This window comes from Cupriavidus sp. 05T42 (assembly GCF_056396345.1).
Genome location: NZ_JBFTLH010000025.1, coordinates 1 through 24,317 on the forward strand (window position 1 = coordinate 1; position 24,317 = coordinate 24,317).

At 68.3% G+C, this 24,317-nt stretch carries 21 protein-coding genes; 3 read left to right on the top strand and 18 right to left on the bottom strand.

What is annotated here, in order from left to right; all coding sequences use genetic code 11:
- From AC1EJR_RS24285 to AC1EJR_RS24355, 15 genes are all read right to left on the bottom strand, one after another.
- Positions 1–1,265: contractile injection system tape measure protein (locus AC1EJR_RS24285; RefSeq protein WP_477147674.1), on the bottom strand; the 1,265-nt coding region annotated here is incomplete at its 3' end.
- Positions 1,262–3,883, bottom strand: coding sequence for a hypothetical protein (locus AC1EJR_RS24290; RefSeq protein ID WP_477147675.1), 2,622 nt, complete (start codon positions 3,881–3,883; stop codon positions 1,262–1,264). The genes AC1EJR_RS24285 and AC1EJR_RS24290, both read right to left, overlap by 4 nt.
- Positions 3,880–4,698, bottom strand: a complete 819-nt coding sequence (locus AC1EJR_RS24295) for a hypothetical protein (protein WP_477147676.1) — start codon at positions 4,696–4,698, stop codon at positions 3,880–3,882. The genes AC1EJR_RS24290 and AC1EJR_RS24295 overlap by 4 nt, the downstream gene beginning before the upstream one ends.
- Positions 4,688–8,872 (bottom strand): hypothetical protein, encoded by a 4,185-nt coding sequence (locus AC1EJR_RS24300; protein ID WP_477147677.1) that lies wholly within the window; start codon positions 8,870–8,872, stop codon positions 4,688–4,690. The genes AC1EJR_RS24295 and AC1EJR_RS24300 overlap by 11 nt, the downstream gene beginning before the upstream one ends.
- A gap of 11 nt (positions 8,873–8,883) precedes the next feature.
- Positions 8,884–9,303, bottom strand: a complete 420-nt coding sequence (locus AC1EJR_RS24305; protein WP_092296319.1) for a GPW/gp25 family protein — start codon at positions 9,301–9,303, stop codon at positions 8,884–8,886.
- 2 nt (positions 9,304–9,305) lie between these two features.
- The gene (locus AC1EJR_RS24310) at positions 9,306–9,578 is read right to left on the bottom strand and encodes a PAAR domain-containing protein (protein ID WP_255370870.1); all 273 of its coding nucleotides are present in this window, start codon (positions 9,576–9,578) and stop codon (positions 9,306–9,308) included.
- Positions 9,579–9,676: 98 nt separating this feature from the next.
- The gene (gene vgrG, locus AC1EJR_RS24315) at positions 9,677–11,464 is read right to left on the bottom strand and encodes a type VI secretion system tip protein VgrG (protein ID WP_477113777.1); all 1,788 of its coding nucleotides are present in this window, start codon (positions 11,462–11,464) and stop codon (positions 9,677–9,679) included.
- A gap of 3 nt (positions 11,465–11,467) precedes the next feature.
- Positions 11,468–12,166: a LysM peptidoglycan-binding domain-containing protein gene (locus AC1EJR_RS24320; RefSeq protein ID WP_092296328.1), complete on the bottom strand. Its 699-nt coding sequence runs from the start codon at positions 12,164–12,166 to the stop codon at positions 11,468–11,470.
- On the bottom strand, positions 12,167–12,367 hold the full coding sequence (locus AC1EJR_RS24325; protein WP_477147678.1) for a hypothetical protein: 201 nt from the start codon (positions 12,365–12,367) through the stop codon (positions 12,167–12,169).
- A 4-nt stretch (positions 12,368–12,371) separates the two neighbouring features.
- On the bottom strand, positions 12,372–12,842 hold the full coding sequence (locus tag AC1EJR_RS24330) for a phage tail protein (RefSeq protein ID WP_092296334.1): 471 nt from the start codon (positions 12,840–12,842) through the stop codon (positions 12,372–12,374).
- A gap of 13 nt (positions 12,843–12,855) precedes the next feature.
- Positions 12,856–13,314 carry a phage tail protein gene (locus AC1EJR_RS24335; RefSeq protein ID WP_092296337.1) on the bottom strand — a complete coding sequence of 153 codons (459 nt, stop codon included), beginning with the start codon at positions 13,312–13,314 and terminating at the stop codon, positions 12,856–12,858.
- A 56-nt stretch (positions 13,315–13,370) separates the two neighbouring features.
- Positions 13,371–14,927 (bottom strand): phage tail sheath family protein, encoded by a 1,557-nt coding sequence (locus tag AC1EJR_RS24340; RefSeq protein ID WP_477147679.1) that lies wholly within the window; start codon positions 14,925–14,927, stop codon positions 13,371–13,373.
- Positions 14,928–14,951: 24 nt separating this feature from the next.
- Entirely contained in the window at positions 14,952–15,689 is a 738-nt protein-coding gene (locus AC1EJR_RS24345) for a hypothetical protein (RefSeq protein ID WP_441593119.1), read from the bottom strand.
- Positions 15,686–16,261, bottom strand: a complete 576-nt coding sequence (locus AC1EJR_RS24350) for a Pvc16 family protein (RefSeq protein ID WP_177219951.1) — start codon at positions 16,259–16,261, stop codon at positions 15,686–15,688. Before AC1EJR_RS24350 ends, AC1EJR_RS24345 begins: the two co-directional genes overlap by 4 nt.
- Before the next feature lie 408 nt (positions 16,262–16,669).
- On the bottom strand, positions 16,670–17,854 hold the full coding sequence (locus tag AC1EJR_RS24355; RefSeq protein WP_477147680.1) for a hypothetical protein: 1,185 nt from the start codon (positions 17,852–17,854) through the stop codon (positions 16,670–16,672).
- A gap of 392 nt (positions 17,855–18,246) precedes the next feature.
- On the opposite strand from AC1EJR_RS24355, the gene AC1EJR_RS24360 reads away from it, so the two are divergent.
- Together AC1EJR_RS24360 and AC1EJR_RS24365 are read left to right on the top strand one after the other, a co-directional pair.
- Complete coding sequence (locus AC1EJR_RS24360) at positions 18,247–18,954, top strand: LuxR C-terminal-related transcriptional regulator (RefSeq protein ID WP_441593123.1); 708 nt, start codon at positions 18,247–18,249, stop codon at positions 18,952–18,954.
- Positions 18,947–20,875, top strand: a complete 1,929-nt coding sequence (locus AC1EJR_RS24365) for a sensor histidine kinase (RefSeq protein WP_477147681.1) — start codon at positions 18,947–18,949, stop codon at positions 20,873–20,875. Before AC1EJR_RS24360 ends, AC1EJR_RS24365 begins: the two co-directional genes overlap by 8 nt.
- Positions 20,876–20,890: 15 nt before the next feature.
- Here AC1EJR_RS24365 and AC1EJR_RS24370 read toward each other — a convergent pair whose 3' ends face one another.
- From AC1EJR_RS24370 to AC1EJR_RS24380, 3 genes are all read right to left on the bottom strand, one after another.
- Positions 20,891–21,541 carry a DsbA family protein gene (locus AC1EJR_RS24370; protein WP_477105451.1) on the bottom strand — a complete coding sequence of 217 codons (651 nt, stop codon included), beginning with the start codon at positions 21,539–21,541 and terminating at the stop codon, positions 20,891–20,893.
- A 42-nt stretch (positions 21,542–21,583) separates the two neighbouring features.
- Positions 21,584–22,081, bottom strand: coding sequence for a cupin domain-containing protein (locus tag AC1EJR_RS24375; protein WP_218158040.1), 498 nt, complete (start codon positions 22,079–22,081; stop codon positions 21,584–21,586).
- 384 nt (positions 22,082–22,465) lie between these two features.
- The gene (locus AC1EJR_RS24380; RefSeq protein ID WP_441593129.1) at positions 22,466–23,368 is read right to left on the bottom strand and encodes a LysR family transcriptional regulator; all 903 of its coding nucleotides are present in this window, start codon (positions 23,366–23,368) and stop codon (positions 22,466–22,468) included.
- 124 nt (positions 23,369–23,492) lie between these two features.
- On the opposite strand from AC1EJR_RS24380, the gene AC1EJR_RS24385 reads away from it, so the two are divergent.
- On the top strand, positions 23,493–24,185 hold the full coding sequence (locus tag AC1EJR_RS24385; protein ID WP_092296370.1) for a type 1 glutamine amidotransferase domain-containing protein: 693 nt from the start codon (positions 23,493–23,495) through the stop codon (positions 24,183–24,185).
- The last annotated feature ends 132 nt before the right edge of the window (positions 24,186–24,317 follow it).

The following is a 24,317-nucleotide window of genomic DNA, read 5'->3' on the forward strand; positions in this document are numbered from 1 at the left end:
GCCCAGTGCACGCCGAGGCTCGCGCCGCGMGCCGCGTCGTCGCGCGGTGCGAGCGCCCGCAACACACGGCCAGTCAGCGGCGCGCCGTGCCGCGCCAGCCACTGTTCGGCCTGCCCGTCCCGCAGCACCAGCCCACGCAGCCGGGCCCGCAGCACGTCGGGTTCGCGTCGATACAGATCCTGCAGCAGCACCTCCAGCGCCGCGCCGTCCAGTGGCACGCTACCGTCCAGTGCGGTGCCAAGCCGTTCCAGCGCGGCATCCAGCGGTCGCCGCGCGTGCTCGGGCGCGCCCCCCGGCATGCCTGGGGCGAGGCGCGCAGGCACCGGGGCCAGCATCGCGCCGGGAGCCACGGTGTCGATGACGCCAGCAAACAGCAGGGGGGCGAGCGCGGCATCGTTGGCGCGGCCCGGTGGTTGCCGGCGTGCGGGCCGCCACGCGCCCAGTCCGCCCTGCCCCAGTTGCCGCGCCAGCGCGGCGCCAAGCTCGCGCCGCAAGCGCTGGATGCCATCTGCGCCAAGGTGCCCGGCGTGCCGGTCCCACAGCGTGCGGAACGCCGCCACCCGCCACGCCTGCTGCAGCTGCTGCACCTGATAGGCGCTGAGGCGACCGCGTGCCTGGAGCGGCGCGAGGATCTGCGCGTCCAGCATGTCGAGGCTCTCGGCCAGTTCCCGATGGCGAATCGCCACCAGCGCCTGCAACCCCTGGTACGGCGTGATCTGGCTCAGGCGCGCGAGCACGTAATCCGCGGGGCGCAGCGCGCGCAGCAACGACCACAGGCGCGGCCCCGTGCGCCGTGCGAGCGTGGCCAGCCACGCCGACAGCCCACGCCCCGCCATCGCACTGCGAGACCACGGCAGGTGTCCGTGGCGCAGATAGAAGAGGAAGTGCTCCAGCCGCTGGTGGTCCGCCGGCCTTGGCGCCATGCCGGCCAGCGCGGCGGCGTCCGCACGCATGCCCCCTCCGCGCTGGCCGTGACGCGCGCTATGCAGTGTGTGATGCAGCGCGTCGGCCAGCTGGCGCTCGAGAATGGCTGACCACTGGCCGAAGCTGCCATCCGCTGGCATCGGGCCGGTGTCGATTTCGAGCCGCTCAATTTGCCACACCTCGCCCGGCACGGAGAGGCGCGAAAACACACGGGCAATCGTCGCCCGCCCGGGCCCGTTCAGGAACGCGCTGAGGCGGGCCTGATGGGCGCGCGCTGCCTCGCGGTCGTCGGAGCCCAGCGCGTGCCAGGTCAGCGTCTCGATCGCATGCGCCTGCCTCATGGCTGGTCTCCCGCCAGGGCGGCCAGCCGCCGCCGCAGCCGCGCGGCGCAGGCGTCGAGCTGCGCCACGGCGGCGCTGTCGCGGGCGTGGGCCATGCGGGCGTCCAGCCATGCCGCGAACTCTTGCTCGAAGGCGGCCAGCGCGGTGGTGTCGAGCCAATGGACGTCCGGCTTGACATGCGCCGGACAGCCGAGACCGATGGTCTCCGTTGCGAGATCGCGAAAGCTCCGGTCCGCGCCGCGTGCGGTCCATCCCGCCAGCACCACGCTGATCCGGTGGGCGTAGAAGGTTTCGGGCACGTCCGGCTGGCCGCCATCCTGCCCCAGCGGGCGCAGCAGGATGTGTTCGACCAGATGAAGACCTTCCGCCTCGCGCTGCACGCGGCAGGCCAGCTCATGCAGGTAGAGCGCGGGTGCCAGCACGCCGCCGGGTCCGTCGCGCACCGGCAGCGGCCACCAATGGCCCGCTTCGTCCGGCCCCAACCACAGTTCCGGCCCCGATGCCCCTTCCACGCGGTGATAACGCCCGGCATGAACTGCGCAGCGGAACAGTGCTGCCGGCAGCGCCTGCGGCGCCAGTTGCGGGAAGTGAAAAGCCAGCCGTTCATGCACCTGGCGCTCGGCCAGGTCTTCCTCGTAATGCGCGACAAGCCGCGCGCGTGCCGGCGGGTACATCACCAGCAGCTCGGGGTGGTCGGGCGCGCCCGCCTGGGGTGTCGGGCGGGTGGCGGGGGCGATGGGCGGCTGGGCGACGTGCGGCGGGCGTTCGTCGAGGGCCAGCCCGTGGCGCGCCAGCACGCCCGCGAGGCGCCGGCTGTGCGTCTCGGCGAAGCCGAGCAGCAGCCCCACGCGCTCCTGCAGCGGCGCGGTATTGCCCCGCCGCCCCAGTGAGGGGCGGCTGTAGTCGAAGCCGCCGGCGCGGTCCCGCGTATGGCGCACGATCCGCTGAACGAAGCGCCGCTTGCAAGTCAGCAGATGGGCCTGCCAGGCGGCGCTATCGTAGTACACGCCGAATCGCTGGATGCTGTGCTGGTCGCACGATTCGCCGTGCAGCGCCAGCATCAGGTCCAGCACGCGACTGCGTCGCTCGGGTGCGTCGTCTTCCTGGCTGAGCGCCGCCTGCACGGCCGCCGGCGTGTCGGCCGGCACCCCGGCCAGGCCGGGGATGTGCGTGGCGTCCAGCGGCGTCCACCAGTAGCTGTCGGCCGACGCGCGTGCCACGCTGAACAGTGCCCGCAGGTGCTGGGTCTGCGCGCTGCCGTGCGCCAGCCATTGTTCGAGCAGGGCAAGATAGGCGCCGAACTGGGCCTGCCGTGCCGGGTCGGCCTTCGGCGCGAGGTGAGCCTCCCGATAGAGCGGTGGCAAGTGGTGCCAGCTCGACAGGTAGGGGGCATCGGGCAGGTAGTGTCCGGTGGGCCGCCGCAGCAACTGGCCTGCATACGGCGCCGTACGTGGCGCTGTCAGGGCGACGCGCGCCGCCTGCCGAGCATCGGCCAGCCGTACCAGCAGGGCATGGGTATCCAGATGGAGCCGGCTACCGCGCCGGCTGACTTCCCAGCGTGCCAGCGCATCGGCATCTTCCGGCCAGCGCAATTGCAGCGCCCAGTCCGGGCCCTGCCACGGCAGGCTGTCGCCGGCCTCGTCATGGGTAACGTCCGTGGCCGGGGCGTCGAGTGGCACGAGCCGTAGCGTGCTGATGTCGGCCACGCCGTCGATCTCGCGGAGTGCGCGTGCGAGGTCGCTGAAGTAAAGCCGGTTGGCCGGATCGTGCCGAAGGTCTTCCGTGGCCATCCAGCCGCACTGCACGGCGGGGCCGTCGAACAGTTCGTCGGTGGGCAGCACGCGGCCCTGGGCGTCGCGCTGGGCGAGGCGGGCCTGCACTGGCTGGCGCGGCGGCGCGGCACCGACGATGTCGGCACAGCGGCGCACCAGTTCGACGAGGATGTCGCCAAGCTCGCGCGGGCCTTCCACGCTGAGGCGGATCTCCAGCGCGCACCAGCGCGGGCGCAGGATGCCGGGTGCGCCATCGAGATCCTCGGCCAGGTTGCGCTGGGCCAGGTAGGCGCGCACGGTGTCGCGCGCGGCGGCCTCGCCGTCGCCATCAGCCACGCGCAGCGCCATCTGCCACCGCCCGTCCGCTGCGGGCATGCGCAGGCGCAACTGGCGTACCGCCGGCACGCGGTCCAGCAGGTAGCGCAGCCAGTCGGCTTCGGTGGTCGGCCGGCACGGCAACGCTTCCTCCGCGCCGTGGAGCGCGTGGCGGCGGTAATGGATGCGGCCATCGGGCGCGGTCAGCAGGTCGGCCACGTCGGCGTCCGCGGCGAATACGCCTTCGGTCATCGCGTAGCACAGCGACTCGAGCAGCGTGACGCCGGGGTCGTGGAGGTTGTAGTCGGTCCAGAGCTGGCCGCTGGCCGCCTGCGAGAGCGCAATGCCCCGCGCGCGCAGGTCGGGATAGCTGAACGGCGCGTCGCCGTACAGCCGTGCGATGGCGGCCGTACCGAGCGCGTCGGCATCCACTGCGCCGGGTGGCAACACGGTGCCGCGTGGCGGCGGATCGGTGGAAGCGCCCGGACCCGACATCGGCCCGGTCATGGGTGCGGGGTTGGTTCGGCTCACGGCTGGCCTCCGCTCATGTGCGGATCGAACCAGAGCTGGGTCAGCTGCGCCTGGATCTGCACGTCCGGCCCGAAATCGCAGCCGGTGCGGATCTGCAACCGGTACGTGGCATTGCGCCCGCTGGTGCCGGTCCAGCGCAATTCGAGCTTGTCGCAGCGGCGGCTGTAGTAGCCGTGCGTGCAGCGGATGCCGCGCTTGCGGTTCAGGAAGTCGAACAGTCCGAGCGTGGGGTTGTAGGTGTTGACGGCGATGGCGTGGACCATCCCGAAGCGGCCCTTGCCGCGCAGCCCCGCGCCGGCCATGACCTCGAACGCCTGACAGCCCTCCAGGTCGTCGGTCAGGTCTTGCCACGTGCCGTCGGCGCGCAGCGGGGTCGCATGCGTGCGCCCGAACGCGCCCTGGCGCCCCCGGCTGCGCACCGCTCCGGCCACGTCCAGCGTGGCCGCAGGCTGCTCCGTGCCGATGCCGATACGCCGCGCCTGGTCCAGGCACAGCAGCGCCGGCCCCACCTCGCCCTCCTCCTTGCCCTCCCCTTCACCGGCACCGGCCGCGCGGCCCTGCACCAGCAGCGCGTCGCGCTCACCGCCGAAGCCGATGCGCCAAGCGGGCCGCTCGGGGTCCTGGTCGCGAAAGAAGCTGATCAACGCATCGTKACCAACCGGCGAATAGACCTCGAAACCATGTTCCACCGTCTTGCGGAAGCCCTCGTCGCTCATGTTGAGCATCGAGTCGATCAGATCGGCGAAATGGTCCTCGTCAGGCAGCGCGCCTTCGCGGAAATAGCGTTTGAGGGATTCTCGGTTCCTACTGGTCATCTCGCTCCTGCGCGGAAGACGTCGGCAGCGAACGGCCCACGATGAAGGTATGGCCCACCTCGAGCCGGGCGATGCCGGTGCGCTGCGGCACCAGCGGGCCGACCTCGTCGCGCAACTCGATCAGGTGACGCCGCGTGGGCAGCAGCAGGCTCCACGGCTGCGCCGGGCGCAGCGTGCGCGCCTCGCCGTGGGTCACGTGCGTGGCGGTGTCGCGCAGCGCGTTGAACTGGCTGTCGTTGCGCACGATATGGAGCATCGACACACGGCCCACGGCGKCCACACCGGGCTGGCCGCGCAGGAACGCTTCCACGGCTTCCGCGCRCACGCTCCAGTCGAACTCCGCGCCGAGCCCGTCCGCATGCCACGGCGACAGGTATTCGACGATCGCCCGGTTCAATTGGCGCACCGCCGCGCCGGGGTGGGCGTCGGCGCGCAGCTGCACGATGCAGCGCAGCTGCGCGCGCTCGTAGGCAGCGTTGCGCACCCGCACGGCCGCGCCGGGCGGCGCACACGACTGAAGGTGGCGCTGCATGGCGTCGAGCACGGCGGCGTCGAAGCGCGGGGCTTCGGTGCTGCGAAACAGGTCGCCCGAATGCGGATGCGGCACCACCACGACCAGCACCTGCCCGGGATGGTTGGCAAGGTGGCGATGGCGCGTACTGCGGTTGGCCGCCGTGTCGTCGTCGATCGTTACCTCGTGGTGGGGGAAGCACTTGGCCTTCCACACCGCCGGGAAGGCATCGAGCACCAGCCGCTCGTAGTCCCAACGCGTGACCGCGCGCGCCTTGTGGCGCAACCGCTCGGCACCGCGCTGGCGCACCGCCTCAGGGCGATCGGCGGCGCGCCAGCCCTCGGACGGGCCGACCTGCACCACCGCGCCGAGACCCGGCACGCTGCGCTCGGGGCGGTCGATGCTGCCCGGCGGCAAGGCTACCTGCACCGCGTCCGGGGCGATGCCGGCATCGGCCGGGACACAGCGCGTGGCGTGCACGGCGTGGGCGTGCACGCCATGGAGACCCGCCAGCCGCAGGAWGCCCCAATCGGCACTGAGCCGCAGCCAGTACGCCTGGCCGGCGGGACGCGACACAGCCAGGCAGTCCGCCGCCATGCCGGCCGGCAGGTTGAGCCGGACGATGCCCGGGCGCAGCATGCCCTGCGTGCCGTCGCTGACCAGCGCGTGCGCCGGCAGCGGCTGCCAGCCACCGTCCCGCCACGCCGCCCAATGCAAGGCTGGCTCGGCATCGGCCCAGCGCCCGGCCGCTGCCTCCCTGCGCAGGTGGAAGAACAGGCTCAGCGCCCCCTGTGGATTGCCGCCGGACAGGCCGATGTAGAGATTGCCGTCATGGGGGAAGCGCGGCAGCAGCGCGGGCGGCTGGCCGCCAGCTCGCGCCATCGGCGAAACGCCGAACGGATGCAGGTGATAGGCCGCCTGCACCAGCCCATCGACATGGCCGCCGTTCGGCTCCCCGACGAGGTCGATGTCCTGGCTGGCCTGGTAGCGCAGGGACAGGCTTTCCAGCACCGGCGTGTAGGGTTCGCGCGGGAGCGGACCGGCGCGCTTGCGCCGCGCATTGCGGGTGAGCGCTGCGCCGAGGAGCGCCGGATAGGCCGCGTGGCCAAACGCGCCGGCGGGCTGGCTCAGATCGAATCGGAAGAAACCGGCGCGCGTGCCGAGGCCATACTGGAACGGCTGGCCCGGGGCGACCGGTGCGGCCGCGCGCTGGAACCGGCGCAGCACCGTGCTCGGGAACACCAGCCGGTGGCCGGGCACCAGGCGCTCGCCGCGGCCATCGCCGTCGTGCGTGCTGAACAGCGACAGCACCGCAGTATCCGCACCGCGCCATTGCCCATCGGTCAGCACCTGCGCGCCGACACCGAAGTCACTGGCCGACCAGTCGCCGGGATAGCCTGCGTAATGCTCGGGAAAGCCGCCCGGCGCGGTGGGCAGGCCCGACCATTTCAGGTCGACCTGCAGCGCCTGTAGCGGCTTGCAGGCCAACTCGGCGCTKCCCAGGACCAGATGGCTGCCGACGGCAGGCGTCGGGCCGAACGGCAGGAACGGTTTGGAGGGGTCGAGGCGCCCAAGCTGGTTGTAAAGCACCACGTCGCGCATGTCCTGCACGCTCACGCTGAGGCGCATATCGTGGACCGCGTACTGCGCCAGCAGGCCGTGCGCAAAGAGCCGGCTCTGCGTGCGCAGCATGCACTGCAGCACGGCTTGCGCCGGCCACGGCGCGCCATGACTGGCGGGCTGGCACGGCACCACCGGGGGCTGCTCGGGGCCGAGCCGCAGCGTCAGTTCGATGGCCCCGCCGGCATGGTCGCCGCTGCCGGGCCGCCGGCGTGTGAAGACCGTGTCGATGCGCAGCCAACCCGTGGGCACGCTCAACTGGACGTGCCAGACATCGGCGAACACCCGCTCGAAGATCAGCGCGCGGTCCGGCAGCGCGCCGGCCTGCGCGGCGTCGCGCGGTGGGTGGATCAGGATCAGCGGATCGTCGATCTCCACGCGGCGCCMCGCGCGTGACGGATCGAGCCTGGCGGCGTGCGCGCGCAGTGCGGTGAGATCGGCGGCGCGCAGGTCTTCCTCGCCTGCCACGAGCCAGGCCGCGAACAGCCGCCCCAGCCGTTCCGCGAACCGCTCGGCGTCGGCGCAGGCCAGGCAGGCCGCGAGCAGGTAGGCCAGTTGCACGTCGGACCCGAAATCCGGCGAGCGCGCCCAGGCTTCCTGGGCCAGCGTGGCGGGCTCGGACGATTCAGCGGGCGCGGGGGCCGGCGTTGCGCGTGGACGTGGGCGTGGCGGAAACTGCTGGCGCTCCCGCGCCGCGTAGCGCTGGAACAGATCGGCGAGCCAGTCGACGGTGCGCGCCGCGTGCGCGGTGCGCAATGCGCGTTGCAGCGCCGGATCGTCGCTGGCCGGATGCGACAGCTGCAGCCGGACGCGGATCTCGCGCTGGCCCTCGCGCAGCCGCAGCAGCGGGGAGGCAATGGCGAAGCCGAGCCGCGCGTCGTGCGCCTGCGCGGCCGAGTCGCGCACGGCGCCCCCCAGCAGCGGCCACCACGGCGCACGTTCGGCATACGCGGCCTCGGGCGGCAGGAGCGGCAGCGTTTCGACCTGGATGCGCGTGGGATAGTCGAATTCCCGCTCAGGCGAAATGCTCGGGTCGCGCGCCACACGCAGGCTGCACAGCATGGCGACCGCGGTATCGGTCACCGTCAGCGCGGTATCGGCGGCGAAAGCCAGCGCGCGGCCCTGCGCGTCCTTGCCGCCCAGGAAGCGCGTACCGGCGTCGATATCGACCGGCCCGGCATAACGCGGCGCACGGCCCAGCAGCAGGTGCACCGCTTCCGGCACCGCCGGGCGCGGGGACAGGCGCAGCACGTCGCGGTAGTAGAAATCGATCAGCCGGTCCGGAAAGCGGTTCAGCGGCGCGCGGCTGTACTGGAACAGCTGGAGCGCCGTCAAAAGCAGGCCCATTGCGGGCTCGTGCCGGCCGGTGGCAAGGCTGGGACCGAGCCGCGCGCGTGCCAGTGGCTGCAGCCGCGCGATGGCCAACCGCATGGCCAGCCAGCCACGGCGCAGCCATTGCCGCCGCGCGGCGGCATCGTCTTCGGGCAACGTGCCGGCCAGGGGGGCGTCGGCGTGGGCGCTATGCCCGGCCGGCATCGCCCAGGCCGGGTGCAGCGTGCCGCCGCCGTGGCCGAAGGCGTCGATGCCGGTGCGCAGCACGCTCGCCAGTCCCTGAGAGATCTGTGCGTAGAGCGCCTCGCGTAGCGCATCGCCCATGCCGTTGCCGTCGGCCACGGGCGGCTGGTCCCCCACGCCGTGAGCGATCACGCCCTGCCCGCCGAGCCACCAGCACCAGCCGTCGTAGGCGCGCACCAGCTGCCAGATGCGCGCCCACAGCGCGCCCTCGCCTTCGCTGTCCAGTGCGGCCAGGAAATCCCGTTCCAGACGCTCAAGCGGGAACGATGCCAGCTCGGCCAGCAGGATGGATTCGTCCTGGCGCAGCACGGTATCCCAGTTGGCGTCGCCGCCCGCCCCGAAGCGCAGCCCGCGCGCCTGCGCCAGGGTGAGACGCAGGCGGTCCGCCAGACCGAACTCGTCCGGCAGCAGGTGGTGCGATGCGAGCGCATCGGCCAGGCGGTCCTCCTGACGCGTACCGTTTGACATACCGCGCCGCCTCAGTACATCCGGACCGGCTCGGTGGCCTGGTCGAGATAGAGCGGATAGACGAGGTTGTGCCGCGTGTTCGTGGTGCGGACGATGTAGCACACCTGCAGGTCCACGCGGCCTTCCAGCGGCAGCACGTCGGCGTCGATCCGCTCGAGCAGGATGCGCGGCTCGAAGAACAGGATCGCCCGGCGGATCAGTTCCTTGAGTTCGGTCAGCGTGCTCTCGTTGAGGGTGTCGAAGACCGCGCGGCGTACGCTGCAGCCGTAGGCCGGCAGCATCACGCGCTCGCCCGGATAGGTGCCGAGCAGGATGCGCAGGCTTTCCTCGATATCCTCCACGCCGGCCACCATGCCGACCTGGCCGTTGCGCGGGTCGAAGCGCAGCGGGAACTGCCAGCCCCGGCCCAGGAACGGACTCGTCTCGTTCATCGTCAGCCTCCGATGATGACCGTGGGCAGGCCCATCACCACCGTGCCGCCGTGGGCCGTGGTGTCGCCCACGCGTGCCGCCGGGCGGCCGCCGATGATGACTGTGGCCGAGCCTTGCACGATGACGTCGGGCGGGCCCACGCAGACCGCGTTGTCGCCAACCACGGCGGCCGGCAGCTTGCCGATCAGCACTGTCGGCACGCCGGGGCCGATCACCGGCCCGCCCACGTGGGGAATGGGCGGGAGGCCCGGGGTCTGCATCGGACAGGCGTGCATGTCGGTCAAGCGGGCGGCGGGAGGCATGGCGGCAGGCAGTGGGCTCGGTTCGGTTCGATTCGATTCGGTTCAGTAAGGTGCGGGGCGGCCGGTGGGGCTCAGTTGATCATCACCATGGCCCCCTGCACCGTGGTCTGGCCGGCGGCGGACAGCTCGGCCGTGGCGCCGCCCTTGCCTGTGAAGCCGACCTGTGCCTCGCATTGCACATTGAGCCCTGCGGCCTTGACGTCGGCCTGTGCCGTCAGTTCGATCGACACATTCGCGCTCATGCGGATGCTGCCCTGGGCGGTGAGCGTGATGTCGTAGGGACTGTCGCAGGCAATGCCGGCCTCCGAGAGCTTCACGCTGTTGTTGTGCTGGTCCTGCAGCAGGATCGACTGCGCGGTGTCATCGAACACGACCTTGTTCTTGCCCGGCGTGGTAATGGTCACGGTCTTGTTCTTCTCGTCGAACGCAATCACGTGGCGCGCGCGGGTCACGATGGCCTTGGTGTCGTTGGCGGCCTCGATGGCATACGGCGGCACATGGTTGGCGCTGTAGACCGCGCCGATCACCACCGGGTGGCAGGGGTCGTCGTTGAGAAAGCCGACGATGACCTCGTCGCCGACCTCGGGCAGGAAGAAGGCACCGAAGCCGTTCGACGCATAGCCCTGGATCAGCCGGGCCCAGACGCCCTGTGTCTGCGCCTGCGTGACCGGCAGCGAGATCTGGATGCGCTGCGCGTTGAGCGGGTCGCCGTCCAGCTTGAGCACCACCCCGATCTGCAGGCCGCCGATGCCGGGCAGCAGCCCCGACGCAGGCGGCGCCACCACGTCGTGCTGGAGGGGGTGCCAGGCCGGATCGAGGCCGAACTCGACATCGGTGTGCCAGAAGCCGCCCACCAGCGCATGCTCCACTGCGGTGACGTAGACCGCGCCCGAGAAGCGCTGGCCCACCCCGCTGACCTGCACCAGCACACCTGGCCGGGCCAGGGCCGTGCCCATGCAGCGAAGATGGCCACGAATGCGCGCCAGCTCGGCACGGGTCTGCACGCCCTTGGCCCAGCTCGTCAGCATCTGTGGCGACTGCGTCGTGGCCGTGCGCAGCGGCATGACGGACAGGCCGATGACATCGGCCAGCGTGGCGCTGTCGAGATTGCCCTGCGCGTTGAACGGCGCCGGCGCAGCCGCGTCGCCCTGGACGATGGCCTGCGCAGCCGGGTCCCAGGCGGTGGCTTGCACCGACTGGTACTGCAGCCGGGCGTCGATGTCGGCATCGAACTCGTACAGGTCGAGCCCCCACGTCACGCCGAACGCGACGGCGCCGCCGGCCTGCGGCGTCTGGACGTTGACCGTACCGTCCTCCACGTCGACGAGCATGCCGTTGAACTCGGCGCGCGCCAGCAGGAAGTCCCAGTCCGAACTGTGGAACTGAACCATCTCGCCATAGCTGCCCACGGTGGTGTCGACCTTGGCCGTCAGCCCGTGTGCGCCAATCAGCGTGGACAGGACGTCACTGTCGGTGCTGTCGATGAAATTGGCATTGTTGCGGCCAACGGTCATCTTTACCGCGGCGTCGCGGCATTCGATCACGAGCCGCGAATCGTTCTGGCCCTCGATGCGTACGCCGTGGCGGATCACCACGCCACTGAAGATCTGCGCCTCGTCGTTGCCGAAACCGGCGCTGATGGTCACCACGCTGCCGGGCGCGAAATCTGCGGAGTCGCCGCAGGCGAAGGTGCCGGTGGGCATATCGCCGTCGCGGATCACGATCTCGGCCCATGGGATGCGGTTGAACGCGCGGCGCACGGTCACCGAGACCACGGCGAGATCCGGCTGCGCTGTGCCGTTGGCGCTCACGGTGAGGCGCAGCACGCCATCGGTGTCGATCGACGGATAGGTTGGCATGCGCTACTCCAGCGGCGGAAAATGTAGCGCCATGCCCGGCGTCAGCGCACGGAACTGCCGCAGGCCATTGAAGCGTGCCACGGCCATGTAATAGCGGCTGTCGCCGTAGATGCGCTCGCACAGCAGCGGCAGCGTGTCGCCATCGCGCACCTGCACCAGGTGGCTCAGGTCCGGCGAACTGGCGTCCGCCTCGAGCTTGGCCTGCTTGCTGCTGGTATACGAGTCGAAGGCGAGCGAGGCCGTCGCGCGCAGCGGCACGCCGCTGGGGCGGAACATGGTGTAGTCGGTGCTGAAGCTGGTCAACCGGCCCGTGAAGATAAGCTGGCCCCAGAGGATCTGGACGATGCTGGGCTGATGCTGCACGCCCTTGTACTCGTAGATCACGGCGCTCAGCGCCTTGAGCTGGTCCTCCACCTCGGCCGGCACGGCACTGTTGGCCGGGCGCGGCACCACGCCGGTGCCGTCGAAGATCACCGCGAACGAAAGCTTGCCGGGTTGCATATGGCTGAACGGCCGGCCCGAGCCCGTGTCGCCCATCGGCTTCTCCTTGCTGAAGCACGTGTTGCGCTCGTGGCGCAGCTGCGAAGGGTTGATCAGCAGCGAGACGGACTTGCCCGCGCCGGCCTGGGGCGACACCACGCCGCCCTTGTCCTCGCAGGCCGTGATCTTGAGTGGCGTCAATTCGGCCGACTGCAATGGCATCTAGCGCTCCCTCAGCCGGGCCAGCTGCGCCCGCAGCATGCGCAGTTGCGCGCGCTGCTCGCGGTGGCGCGTGCTGGCGGCCTCGTCCTCGTCGCAGCACTGCGCGGGATCGGGCTCGGCCTCGGCACGGGCCGGTGCCGCACCCCGCTGGCCGTTGCCGAGTTYGGAGCGGATTACCATCTGGCGGACTTCGATCGTCATGGGCTCAGAGCTCCCGCGTGCAGTTCAGGTAGGCCAGCTCGATGGTCTCGATGGCGAGGTTGTTCTTGGTGGACTGGAACTCGTCCACGCCCCAGCGGACCGGGTACGCCGCATGGAAGGTCCAGCCGCGTACCTTGTTGCCCACCTCGTCCAGCAGGTAGACGCTCACGTCCATCGGTGTCACGGCCTGCACGAAGCCGCCGCCAAGGACCGACTTGCACCAGCGCATGAGCGGCGAACGCATGTCCGCCACGCCACGCTTCAGCACCAGCTTGTCCTGGCGGATGCCCTTCGGCAGCTTGTAGACGAAGCGGTTTTCGCCGCCGCACTGCACGTCCTCCACCTCCATCGTCTGGTCCATGCCCGACACCTCCTGGAAGGAGCAGTCAACGCCGGTGGCGATGTTGGTGAAGCCAACCGAGAAGGCGAACGAAACCGGCGTGAAGTCGGTGCCGAAGCGCGCCGATTTCTGCATGGAAGATCCCGCGTCAGCTGTTGGCGATGGTCAGGCCCTCGTGGGCGATCTCGATGGTTTCCACGGCCACCTCGTTGCCCTGTGCCTTCAGGTCGGTACCCGTAATCTTCGCCGGCCAGGCGTTGTTCAGCGTCCAGACCATGGTCGGATTGCCGGTCTCGTCCAGCAGGCTGATGATCACCGGCACGCGCTTGATGGTGTTCATCTTGATCTGGTTGAACCAGTCCCAGAACTTGTTATCGGCCTTGAAAACGCCCTTCTTCATCGTGACGTTGCCGAACTTCTTGAGCCCGGGCATCTTGACCGTGGAAAACACCGGGCTGTCGCCCGAACGGTATTCGATCTGCTGGGCCTCGACGTCGAGCCCCGAGACCTCCTCGAAAGACATGACCGTGGAGTCCCACTTCACCTGGAAGTGGAACTTCGGAATGGGCCACACGTTCTTCGACTGTGCCGAGCCGTCGTCTGCCATGACACTTCTCCCTTGCTATCTGTGATTTGTCTTTGGACCCTGCCCGCGACCCGGCGTCAGGACTTCTGCATTTGTTGCTGGAACGTGATCTCGATGAACTCCGCCGGCCGCACCATCGCCACCAGCACGGTCACGCGCAGGATGCCCTCGAGGATGTCGTCGGGCGTCATGGTCTCGCCCAGCCCGACGTGCACGCTGAACGCGTCCTCCGGCACCGCGCCGGCCAGACCGCCGCGCTTCCAGATGCTGGTCAGGAAGTTCTGGATCATGCTCTTGATGGTGACCCAGGTATTGGCCACGTTGGGCTCGAAAACGAGCGCCTTGGCCGCCAGCCGGCACGATTCCTCAAGCATGATCATCGTGCGGCGCACGTTCACATAGCGCCAGTCGAGGCTGTTGCCGTCTAGCGTGCGCGCGCCCCAGACCAGCACCCCCTCGCCGATGAAACTGCGGATGGCGTTGATCGACTTGCCCTGCGTGGTGACGTTCAGCTCTTCCTGGTCTACCGCGGAGATCGACACCGACGGCGACACCACGCCGGCCAGGCTGACGTTGGCGGGCGCCTTCCAGACGCCGCGCGTGTTGTCGACCATCGTGTAGATGCCGGCCATCGCCGCGCTCGGGGGCAGCAGGTTCAACTGGTACTTGACTTCGTTGAGGATGGTGTTGAACAGGCTGCTGACCGAAGTCAGCGTCTTGTTCAGCAACGCCTTGCTGGTCAGGATGGCGTCGTCCGTCAGCGGCGGCGTGGTGGCGCTCCAGTCCTTGCCGATGTCGGCGACGGCGCCGGCCAGTTCCCGCGTCTTGGGCGGTGCGTCGTCGGGCAAGGTGTCCGGCAGGCCCAGGTCGCTGCGCAGCAACTGCATCAGCACGTCCGGGTTGGCGATGTTCTCGTAGCTGATGTCCTTGTCGCCGATGACCGTGGTGTTCAGCCACGGGTAGTAGGCGGCGGCGAAATCCAGGAAATTGATCCCCAGCGCGTTGCGGAATGCGGCTACGGGATCGCCGGCGGGGTCGCTGCGCGGCTTGTCGCCGCCCCAGATGTCGAGGATCGCCACGCGGCTGCGCATCTTGTCGCCGCAGTGGGCCAGCACGGCCTGCTGCAGGTCGATGCATTCGGCGGCCTTGAAACGCACGGCCTCCGGAATCACGACCATGGTCGGCTCCTGCTCCTTGAGCAGTTCGTCGATGCCAGCCTTGAATTTGTCGAGGTCGAGGTCCTGCGTATAGTCGCCCACGGAGACGATGTAGCACGGGCCACCGCCGTTCTGGAAGAAATGGCGCAGCGCGCGATAGAGCATGTAGCCGCCGCCGTCCTTGCCTTCCGGCATCTCGAGCACGTAGTCCTTGCCGGCCACGCGGAACGCGGCAATCGCCGAGGCATCGGTCTTTTCGGCGATCGTGAAGCGCGGAAACGGCGAGAAGCCGAAGTACTGGTGATATTCGGCCATGGAACTGATGCGCCACGGCTTCATGCTGAKCGGCTTGTTGCGGTTATCGGCAATCTGCGTATGGCCGATGAACGCCGGAACGGCCGTTGCCACCTCCACCACCKAATTCGGGAAGGCGTTCTTCTCCACGATATAGACGCCAGGCGTCTTCATTGCACCCATTGCACACTCTCCCGGTGAAAACGGTTAGCGGTTGACAAAGATCTCTGATACATCGCACAGCGCACCGTCGATGACTTCCCGGCGCAACGCCACAGGAGCTGCCATCGGCAGGCGCGGCACCAGCACGCGGGCGCCCGCACCCGATGCGCGGCGCAGCTGGAAACGGTGGCGCGGGCGCTCCGCCAGCGGCAGCGGCGCGGCCGAGCGGATGGCAGTCACGGTGGCGCCGTCCGGCAGCGTCTCGGGCACCGGCTCGGCAAAGCTGACCGCGCCGGCAAGATCCGCGCAATGCAGCGTATCCAGCGTGCCCCAGTCGCCGATCAGCAGGTATTTCCAGAACGTATGGCGCACCGGCACGTCGATAACATGGTCGAGTGGCGCGGCGGCGAGCCAGTCGGCCAGCGTCGGGCAATCGCGCGAGGCCAGCGGAAAATTCACGCGCAGGGCACCGGTCGTCGGTCTTTCCGCAAAGACAGGGGCACGCACGTCGGTGTAGTAGGCCCAGAGCGGATCGGCGGAGCGGGCCGTGAACGACAGGCCGGCTTCAGGCCATTCGTCGCGCGCGCGCCAGAAGGTGTCGAGCTGGCTGGCTTCCGCCATGATCACGAAGCGGCGCGGCTCGCCGCGCAGCAGCAGGCCAAAACGGGACATCAGCGCTGCCGAGGGCGGCTCCGGCGCGAGGTGCAAGGCGCCCGGCCATCCCGCGGAGAAGTACGAATGTCGGATGGACAGCGCGGTGACCGCACGATAGCCGGACGTCATGGCCGAACACCCACCTCGGGGCGCCCCACCAGCGGGTCGCGACGTTGCGTCGCAGCGGGGTCCAGGCACACGAGCCGCACGCGATACAGCACCGAGGGCAGGTAGTGGCCGCCGTGGATGCTCCACAGACTATGCATCTCGCCCGTGCTCAGGTTTTCGATATTGAGCACGATGCGGTCGATTCGGGGGTCGAGGTCAGGGGTGTTCTGATGGTCGAACACCGGGGTGGCCTGGAAGAACGTGATGGCGTCGGCCAGGGCGCGCAGCGCCTCGGGGTAAGTCTGCCCACTGAACGTGGCCGCGCAGACCACCAGCAGGTTCAGGAACAGCGGCTCGGCGCCGGCCACGCGGCTGCCCTGCTCGGCCGTGACGGCGCCGCGCGCCCGATGCGCGGCAGTATCGCGCTCGATCCCGCCCAGGAACAGCACCAGCTTGTTGGCTACCGAAGGCACCGCGCCTCCCCCCAGCTCCTGCAGGTTGGACACAACGACCATGTCCTCCGCCAGCACCACGCGGCGGCGGAACATCTGATTCAACTGCAAGGCGAGATGGGCGAGCGCGGTATCAATCACACCCGCTCCMGACCGGCTATCACTGGCTTCACCACTGGGCTCCTTCAACCTGACGTCTGCTTGACCGCGTGGATGTTGCGCGGCGCCACACCTGCCGGCCATCGGTAATTGTCTGAACCCGGGTTCGGAAATCCCTAGGTAGTACTTTCGAGGGGTATCTCAGGTAGGCGCTGGGGACTGGCGGCCCCCGGCGCACGCGTGACACGCACAAAAAAAAACCGCTGCGCATTGGCAGCGGTCAGAACGCGAATTTAGGTCTTACCGATTTCTCGGTCGGCGGATATTGTCAGAGACGGCCTGCGCCTGACATTGCTCTGTAGGGGTAGGTGATTGTCTGACGGTGGGGGGGCAGTCAGAACCTATTGGTTCGGGAAATGCCATCTCGGTTACGGGCAGTTGCTTCCCAAGCTACCCCTTCCGACACATCCCCTGCACGACGAACGTCCAATTCCTCGGGTCGGTCGGCTTGCTGGTCACCTCGGCGTAGTAGGCCATGCTGTTCTCGTCGAGCGGCATGAACACCTGCGTGCGCAGGCCCGTGACGGTGTTGGGCGGAACCGCCGGCACGGTCCAGTCCGCGTACATGGTGCCCGGGATGGCGGCCGGCGACGAGACGCCCAGCAGGTTGTTGGCCCGATTCAGCGCCAGCGAGGCGACCTGTCCGGTCCCGGCACTGGTGACCGAACCCGTGCCGGAGATGGTCAGCGCTTCCTCCTGCATCGAACCATCGAGCGCGGCACTAATGCCGAGACCCGTGACAGCGGCATACGACACGCCCGGCTGCCGGCAGACCCACTGCCCTGATATCTGGCTCGCCGTCAGCGTCTGGGCGGGCCGGAAGACGCCCGTGCCGGTCATGCGGTTGCCTGCGGAATCGAGTTGAAGGTGGTCGAGGTACAGCGCAGTGACGCCGCTCGTCTTCAGCGGGAAGACCTGTCCCCAGACCTTGCCACCCAGGGTCAGCGTGTAGGCGCCCGGGTAGCGCGTCTGGTCCGCCAACGCGAGTGTGCCGGCGAGGCCCATGCTGCAGGTGTCGCTGTACGTGCCAGCCTGGCACAGCCGCACGGTACCGTCGGCGCCCACGCGCATCTGACCGCCCATGCCGTACTGAATCTGGAGGTTTCCGGAACTTGCGTAGTACGTGGATTGTCCGCGCAGGAAGGTGTAGGTACCGGCCAGATCGGCGGCCGTCACCGGCGTGCTGACACTGCTTGCCGTGACCTGTCCCGACAGCTTGCCGTTGCCGAGCTGTTTCGGCAGGCCGGAGATCTCGCCCGTCAGCGTGGTGCCCGACACCGTGAACGACGCGGTCACCGAGCCCAGCAGCGCGGTCACKAAAGCCGGCGGCGGTTCGGCGCTGTCGGCCTCGAGCGCGCTGACCGTGTAGACGTTCCCGTTCTTGACGTAGTGGCCGATCACCGCACCAGCCAGCCCGAACGCCGAATCGGAGAAGCGGATCCGAACCTGGCCTGCGGCCGGGGCATCGAGCGTCACGGCAAGCGTGTCGCCAAAGCTGATCACGCCGAGGTATGTCACGGCCTGCGGCGTCGCGGGCGTCTCCGGATTGCCCGGGGTGCTCGGTGTTTCGGGCATCGATGGCGTCCCCGCGCCGCCGTTACCGCCACCACTGCCCGCGCCGTTCCCCCCGTTGTTTCCCCCGTCCCCGCCGCATGCGCCCAGTGCAACACTGACCGCCAGGGCCGCCCATGCCTTCACCCAGGTTTCCCGTTTCATTCTGCGACCCTTCCCCGTTCGTTAGTCTGTTGGCTCGTCGAGCCTGTTGTTTTGGTGCATGCCCGCGCGCGCCGTCTTTGCATCCGGTCCCGTGCGTGCAACAATCCGGCTGGATCATAGCCTTGGGTTTTCGGGCTGTATGTCCCCAGATCGTGCGACAAGCCGTCATGCCCCACGATCGTGGGGGGATAGCGGCTGCACGGGCCGTTGCATGTCGTGCGTCGACCCGTTCGTCTCGCATTCGACCTCCCGTGTCCACTGACCGCTCCTCTCCCCTTTCCCCGCCCATCCGCGTCGCCCTGATCGAGGACGATCCCGGTTTCAGTGCGGCATTCCTCGAGGCGCTGTCCAGCGCGCCCGACATGCGCACCGCTGGCGTCGTCACGACGTTGTGCGATGGGCTGGCGCTGCTGCAATCGGCCCCTGCCGCAGACATCCTCGTTGTCGATCTGGGGCTGCCCGACGGGTCCGGCATCGATGCCATCCGCGCGGCACGCGTGGCATGGCCGCGCTGCGATGTGATGGTGGCCACGGTCTTCGGCGACGAAAGCCACGTCATGCAGTCGATTGCCGCGGGCGCCACCGGCTACCTGCTCAAGGACAGCACGGCGGCCCATATCGTGCGGGAGCTGCGGTCACTGCATCAGGGCGGCAGCCCGATCAGTCCGCTGATCGCCCGCCAGGTGCTGTCCCGCCTGCAGGCGCCGCCAGCCGATGCGCCGGTGCGAGCCCCCCAGGCAGCGGCCGGCCCGAAGCCTTCCGCCCTATCCCCGCGCGAATATGAGGTCCTGAACGACATCACGCGGGGCTTCTCGCACGACGAAATTGCGCAACGGATCGGCGTATCGAGACATACGCTGCTGACCTATGTCCGACGCATCTACGTCAAACTGGACGTCCATTCGAAGGTCGAGGCCATCAACGTGGCCCGGCAACATGGCCTGCTGCGCGATGACTGACGGCGCGGGCACGCCGGCATGGCGGCGGTGGCTCCCCTTCGTCCTCGCCCTGTTGCTGGCGGGTTCGCTCCAGGGCGCGCTGGCGGAGGTCCTGCCCTGGCACATCACCTCGGCGCAGCTACGGATCACGCCCGGCGGCACGCTCGACCGGCTTCCGCCGCAGCTCGCGCTGCCCGCCGCCGGCGAAGCATGGCGGGATACGCCGCTGCCGATGGCCGTGCCGCGTCACGTGACACCCGATGAGGTGGGGTCAGGCCAGATCGAAACGGTCTGGGTCAGACTGGCGCTTCCGGCGGCCACGGCCGCTGCCGGCGAACCCCTCTACCTCTACGCGCCGCGCTGGCAGACCGTGGGACGCCTCACCGTGTACGCGGACGGCGAGCAGCTCTGGCAGTCTCGCGGCGGGCCGGTATGGAACGGCTACAACTATCCCTTGTGGATCGCACTCGGGCAGGCGCCGCGCGACATCGTCATCCGTATCGATGTGGTGGGTCAGGTCGGCGCCGCCCTGTCGTCGGTGCGGATTGGCACGCGCGACKACTTGTTCTGGCGCTACGCAGCACGAAGCTTCCTCCAGACGCAGTTTCCCTATCTGTCCAGCGGCGGCCTGCTTGCGGTCGGCATCTTCTCGTTGCTGGTCTGGCTCCGGCGCCGCGACGAAACGCGCTACCTGCTGTGCTTCCTGGCCGCAGGGGCCTATTTCCTGCACACACTCCAGTATCTGGTTGGCCAGGACCCATTGCCGATTCCGGAGGCCTGGTTCAGCTGGCTGGCCTTCAACAGTATCGCGTGGCTGATCCTGGCCTGCTACCTGTTCATCTTCCGATATCTGGGCCTGCGCTACCGGCGCCTGGAAGCCGCGCTGTACTGCTCGGTCGTGTTCCTGGCCACCAGCACGCTGCCACTATCGTGGCTCACGCATGTGGTGTTCCTCTACCCGTTGTCCCAGTTGCTGCTGGTGGCGCTGAACCTCGTGGTGTCGATTGCGGCCTTGCGGGCTGCCTGGCTAGCCAGGTCGCGCGAGGCGCTGACGTTCTCGGCCTGGAATGCGATGAGCACGCCGATCGCCGTGCATGACGTGCTGCTGCAGAACTACCGCATCGATATCGAGGGTATCTACCTGCTGTCCTACCTGGGATGCGTGCAGCTGCTGCTGTTCATGGTGCTGATGTATCGCCGCTATACCAGCGCGCTGGATGAGGTGGCGCAGGCCAACGCCAACCTCTCGCTGCGTCTGGCGCAGCGGGAGGCGGAACTGCTGGAAAGCCATCGGCAACTGCGCGATGTGGAGCGCCGCGAGACGCTGACGCGTGAGCGACAGCGGCTGCTGCAGGACATGCATGACGGCCTCGGATCATCGTTGATCAGCGCCTTGCGCATGGTCGAGAAGGACCCATCCGGCACGGCGCGCGCCGACGATATCGCCCAGGTGCTGCGCGAATGCATCGACGACCTCAAGCTGACAATTGACTCGCTGGAACCGGTATCGACGGACCTGTTGCTGCTGCTGGCCACGTTGCGCTACCGGCTGGGGTCGAGGCTCGAAGCCGCGGGCATCTCGCTTACGTGGGACGTCGACGACATCCCGCCGCTGCAGTGGCTCGGCGCCCAGAGCGCCCTCCACATCCTGCGCATCCTGCAGGAAGTGTTCACGAACGTGCTCAAGCACAGCCACGCGACCGCGATCCGCGTGCAGACCAGCCACGACGACCACGTGGTGATGGTGCGTGTGCACGACAACGGCACGCCGTTCGACCCCACCGGCGTGCCACTGGCACACGGCGGCAGAGGCCTCGCCAACGTGCAGCGCCGCGCGTCGGCCCTCGATGCAGCGGTATCCTGGGAGCCGGACGCAACAGGCACGTGGTTCACGTTGAGCCTGCCAATTGCGCCGGTGACCGCTTCGCTGGATGTGGGCTAGCGGCTTCCTCCTTCGTCAAGCGGCCGCACTGGCGGCATCGATCACACGCGTCAGTTGTTGCGCGATATCGCCGGCTCGTGCGTAGCCGTCCGAGACGCGGTACAGACGACCGCCATGATGCAAGCGCAGCGCCGGGAAACTTGAAATGCCCCAGCTGCGTGCGGTATGGAAGTCTTCGATGGTGGCCGCGATGGCGGCGTCGCTGGACCACTGATCCAGGAACGTCTTCGCGGAGACGTCATGGCCTTGCCGATTCAGCGCTTGCGCGGCGACTTCCGCTAGCACCTTGCCGTCGGTGGTGTCGCGGGCATGGACATAGAACGCTTCCTGCAAGGCACGGAATAGCGTCAGGAGGTCGCCCTGCGGGACCAGCAGGCGAGCCGTGACGACGGCGCGGCAGATGGGTTCCGTGTCGTAGACGAAGTTCTCCCGAGCCATCAGCCCCTCGCGATTGAACGGCAGGCCGCTTGCGTTCTCCACCAGGCCCCAATGATGCAGGCGGAATCGCTTGCCGGCGTCGTCGAGGATATCGGTGGCCCCCGCTCGGATGCCACCCACTACGATCCGGAGCGGCAGATCGGGCAAGATTTTGCGGACTTCCGTCAATTCCTTGCCGAATCCATAGCACCAAGAGCACATCGGGTCGGCAACATAGACCAGTTCCATATCATTCCTTCAATCTTTTTTAGCTCGCCGCAAGGCTGCGACTCAGTGGATGTGTGCCTTCTGGCGCGGATCGTCTTCGACGTTCACGTAGTCGATCCCAAGCGGGCCATTCCCGCTTACCTGGGTGACATAGTCCCCCGACCGGGCCCAGTGGAAATGCGGCGTGCCACCCGGCAACACGATGACGCTGCCCGGGGGATATGCGACCAGCTTCTGCGGCTCGAACTCCTCGCCGATACCGATATAGAACACCCCTGAGATCACGGTGTAGACCCGATCCTCTCGATGCACGTGCGGCATCAACTTCACGCCTGCGGGCACGTTGACGCGCACCACGTAAGGCCCCGCGGCCGACGGATCTCCGACCAGCACCGACAGGCGCGCACGTTTTGGAAAGGCTGGGAAGGACGACCACTGAATGTCCTCCTGCAGGATGGCCCCGTTGGACGTGGGCGACAGGCCGGCCGCCCATCCAGTCCCGGCCGCGAGGGTGGTGGCCAGTGCCAACCCTACGCCGATGCGTTTCGCAAAGAATGTCATGTGTCTATCTCCTGACGTGCTTGAAGCATCGGCGTGCTGCCTTGCCTCCAGCGATGGAGAGCACTATAGAAGCGCGGATTGGCCCGATGAAGCCATCCAGGAGAACTTGAATTGATACATGGTGGAACAAGTCCGCGCCCCAAAGTCCCCGACTCACGTGTCCGCGCTATCGCAACGACATGAAGCTCTTGCGGACGTCTTCCGTGAACGCTTGCGGTTGTTCCCAGGCCGCGAAGTGGCCGCCCTTGGATAGGCGGTTGAAGTGATCAGCTTCGGGTAGGCAATCTCCGCCCAGCACTATTCCGGCGCCACGAAGCGTGCGCGACAGGAACAACACAGCCGCCCCGGGCCTGAGGCGGTTCGCCGGAGGCTATCCGAAATCGATCACCAGTTGTCCTCGCTCGCGGTAGCCAGCAGGAAGTCCCGCAGGAGCTTGGCGCTAGGGCCGATCTGCTTCGAATGGACCAGGAAGATCTCCAGCGGCGCGGTCTCGGCGTCTGGCAGCACGCGCACCAGATCGCCGGAGGCCAGGAGCGACGCGGCGTCGTAGGCCGGCAGCCTGGCGATGCCGTCACCCGCGAGCACGAACGCGAGCCGCGAGGCGGCGCTGTCCGTCACGACATCGCCCTGCACCGGGACCTCGATGTCCTTGCCGCCAGCGCGTACGACCGTGGTGCGCTGGCTCGGCGGATAGACGACCCAGCGATGACCGTCCAGTTCCTCGACCGAACCGGGCGCCCCGTGCTGACGTAGGTAGGCCGGGGATGCGCACAGCATGGTGGCTTCCCGAAGCAAGCGGCGAGCAAGCAGTGACGAATCCGCCAGCGGCCCCGCCCGCACGGCCAGTTCCACACCGTGGTGGACGATATCCACGTTGGCATCCGACATCGCGACATGAAGGCGAACCGCCGGATAGCGCCGCCGGAACGCGACCAGCGCCGGCAGGATCCGCTTGGTGCCGAAGTGGTGCGAGCAGGTCAGCCACACCTCGCCGCGTGGCTCGGCGCGCATCAACTCCATGCTACGGATGCCGTCCACGGCCTCATCGAGTAGCCGCTCGCAATGCACGCGGAACGCCTGCCCCGCCGGGGTGAGGCTGAAGCTGCGTGTGCTGCGCTGGGCCAGGGGCACACCAAGTTTCGTTTCGAGGGCGCGGATGTGGTGGCTCACCACGGCGCGGGTGAGCCCGAGCGAGCGCGCCGCGGCGGCGAAGCTGCCACAGCGCACGACGGTGGCGAAGATCGCCATCGCGCGGAGTTCGTCGAGGATCGTATTGGTCGGGTCCATGGCCGATTGTCTTATGCCATGAGCCAATGTGTCAATGCGATGCTATCTACTCCCAGGCTGCCTGTCTGGCTACAGTTCATTTAACCGCGCTGTGCGGCGAAATGCAGACCAGAAGGAGTTCATCATGACCGTCAAGCATGTCCTGTTCATTTTGACAAATGCGGCCGAGATCGGGCCGAACAAGCGCGCCACCGGCTACTTCTATCCGGAGGTGGCCCACCCCTTCGAAGTGCTCGACGCCGCCGGCATTGCCGTGGAGTACGCGTCGCCCCTCGGTGGCAACCCACCGTTCGACGGCTACGACGAGACCGATCCCGCGCAGCTCGCGTTCAGCAAGAGCCAGGCGATCCGGCGCATGGCGCATAGCCGCAAGCTCTCGGAAGTCGATGTCCTGGACTACGACGCGATCTTCTTCCCCGGCGGCCTTGGCCCCATGGTGGATATCGCAAACGACCCCGACGTCAAGCGTGCGGTGCTGCGCGCCTGGAACGGCGGCAAGATCGTCGCCGCCGTTTGCCACGGGCCGGCCGCGCTGCTCGGCGTCACGCTTGAGGACGGCACGCCGCTGGTCCAGGGTCGCCGCCTGACCTCCTTCTCGAACGCCGAGGAAGAGGGCTACGCCAAGGCGGACGTCCCGTTCCTGCTGGAGGATGCGCTGCGCGCGGCAGGCGCCGAGTTCGCTTCCGCCGATCCGTGGCAGTCCAAGCTCGTGGTCGATGGTCGCCTGATCACTGGCCAGAATCCGGCATCGGGCAGCGCCGTCGGCGAGGCCATCGTCGCCGCGCTCCGCGGGCAAGTCGAGTTGGCGCGCGCATGACGCGCTKATCAAGGGAAACTGCCATGTTTCCCTTGATAACTGACAACGTGGCGGCCTTCTTTTGAAAGATGCCTCGGCAGATTCAAAGTGACTTAGTAAACACCCCCTTTTTCGCGCATTGCGACCTATCGC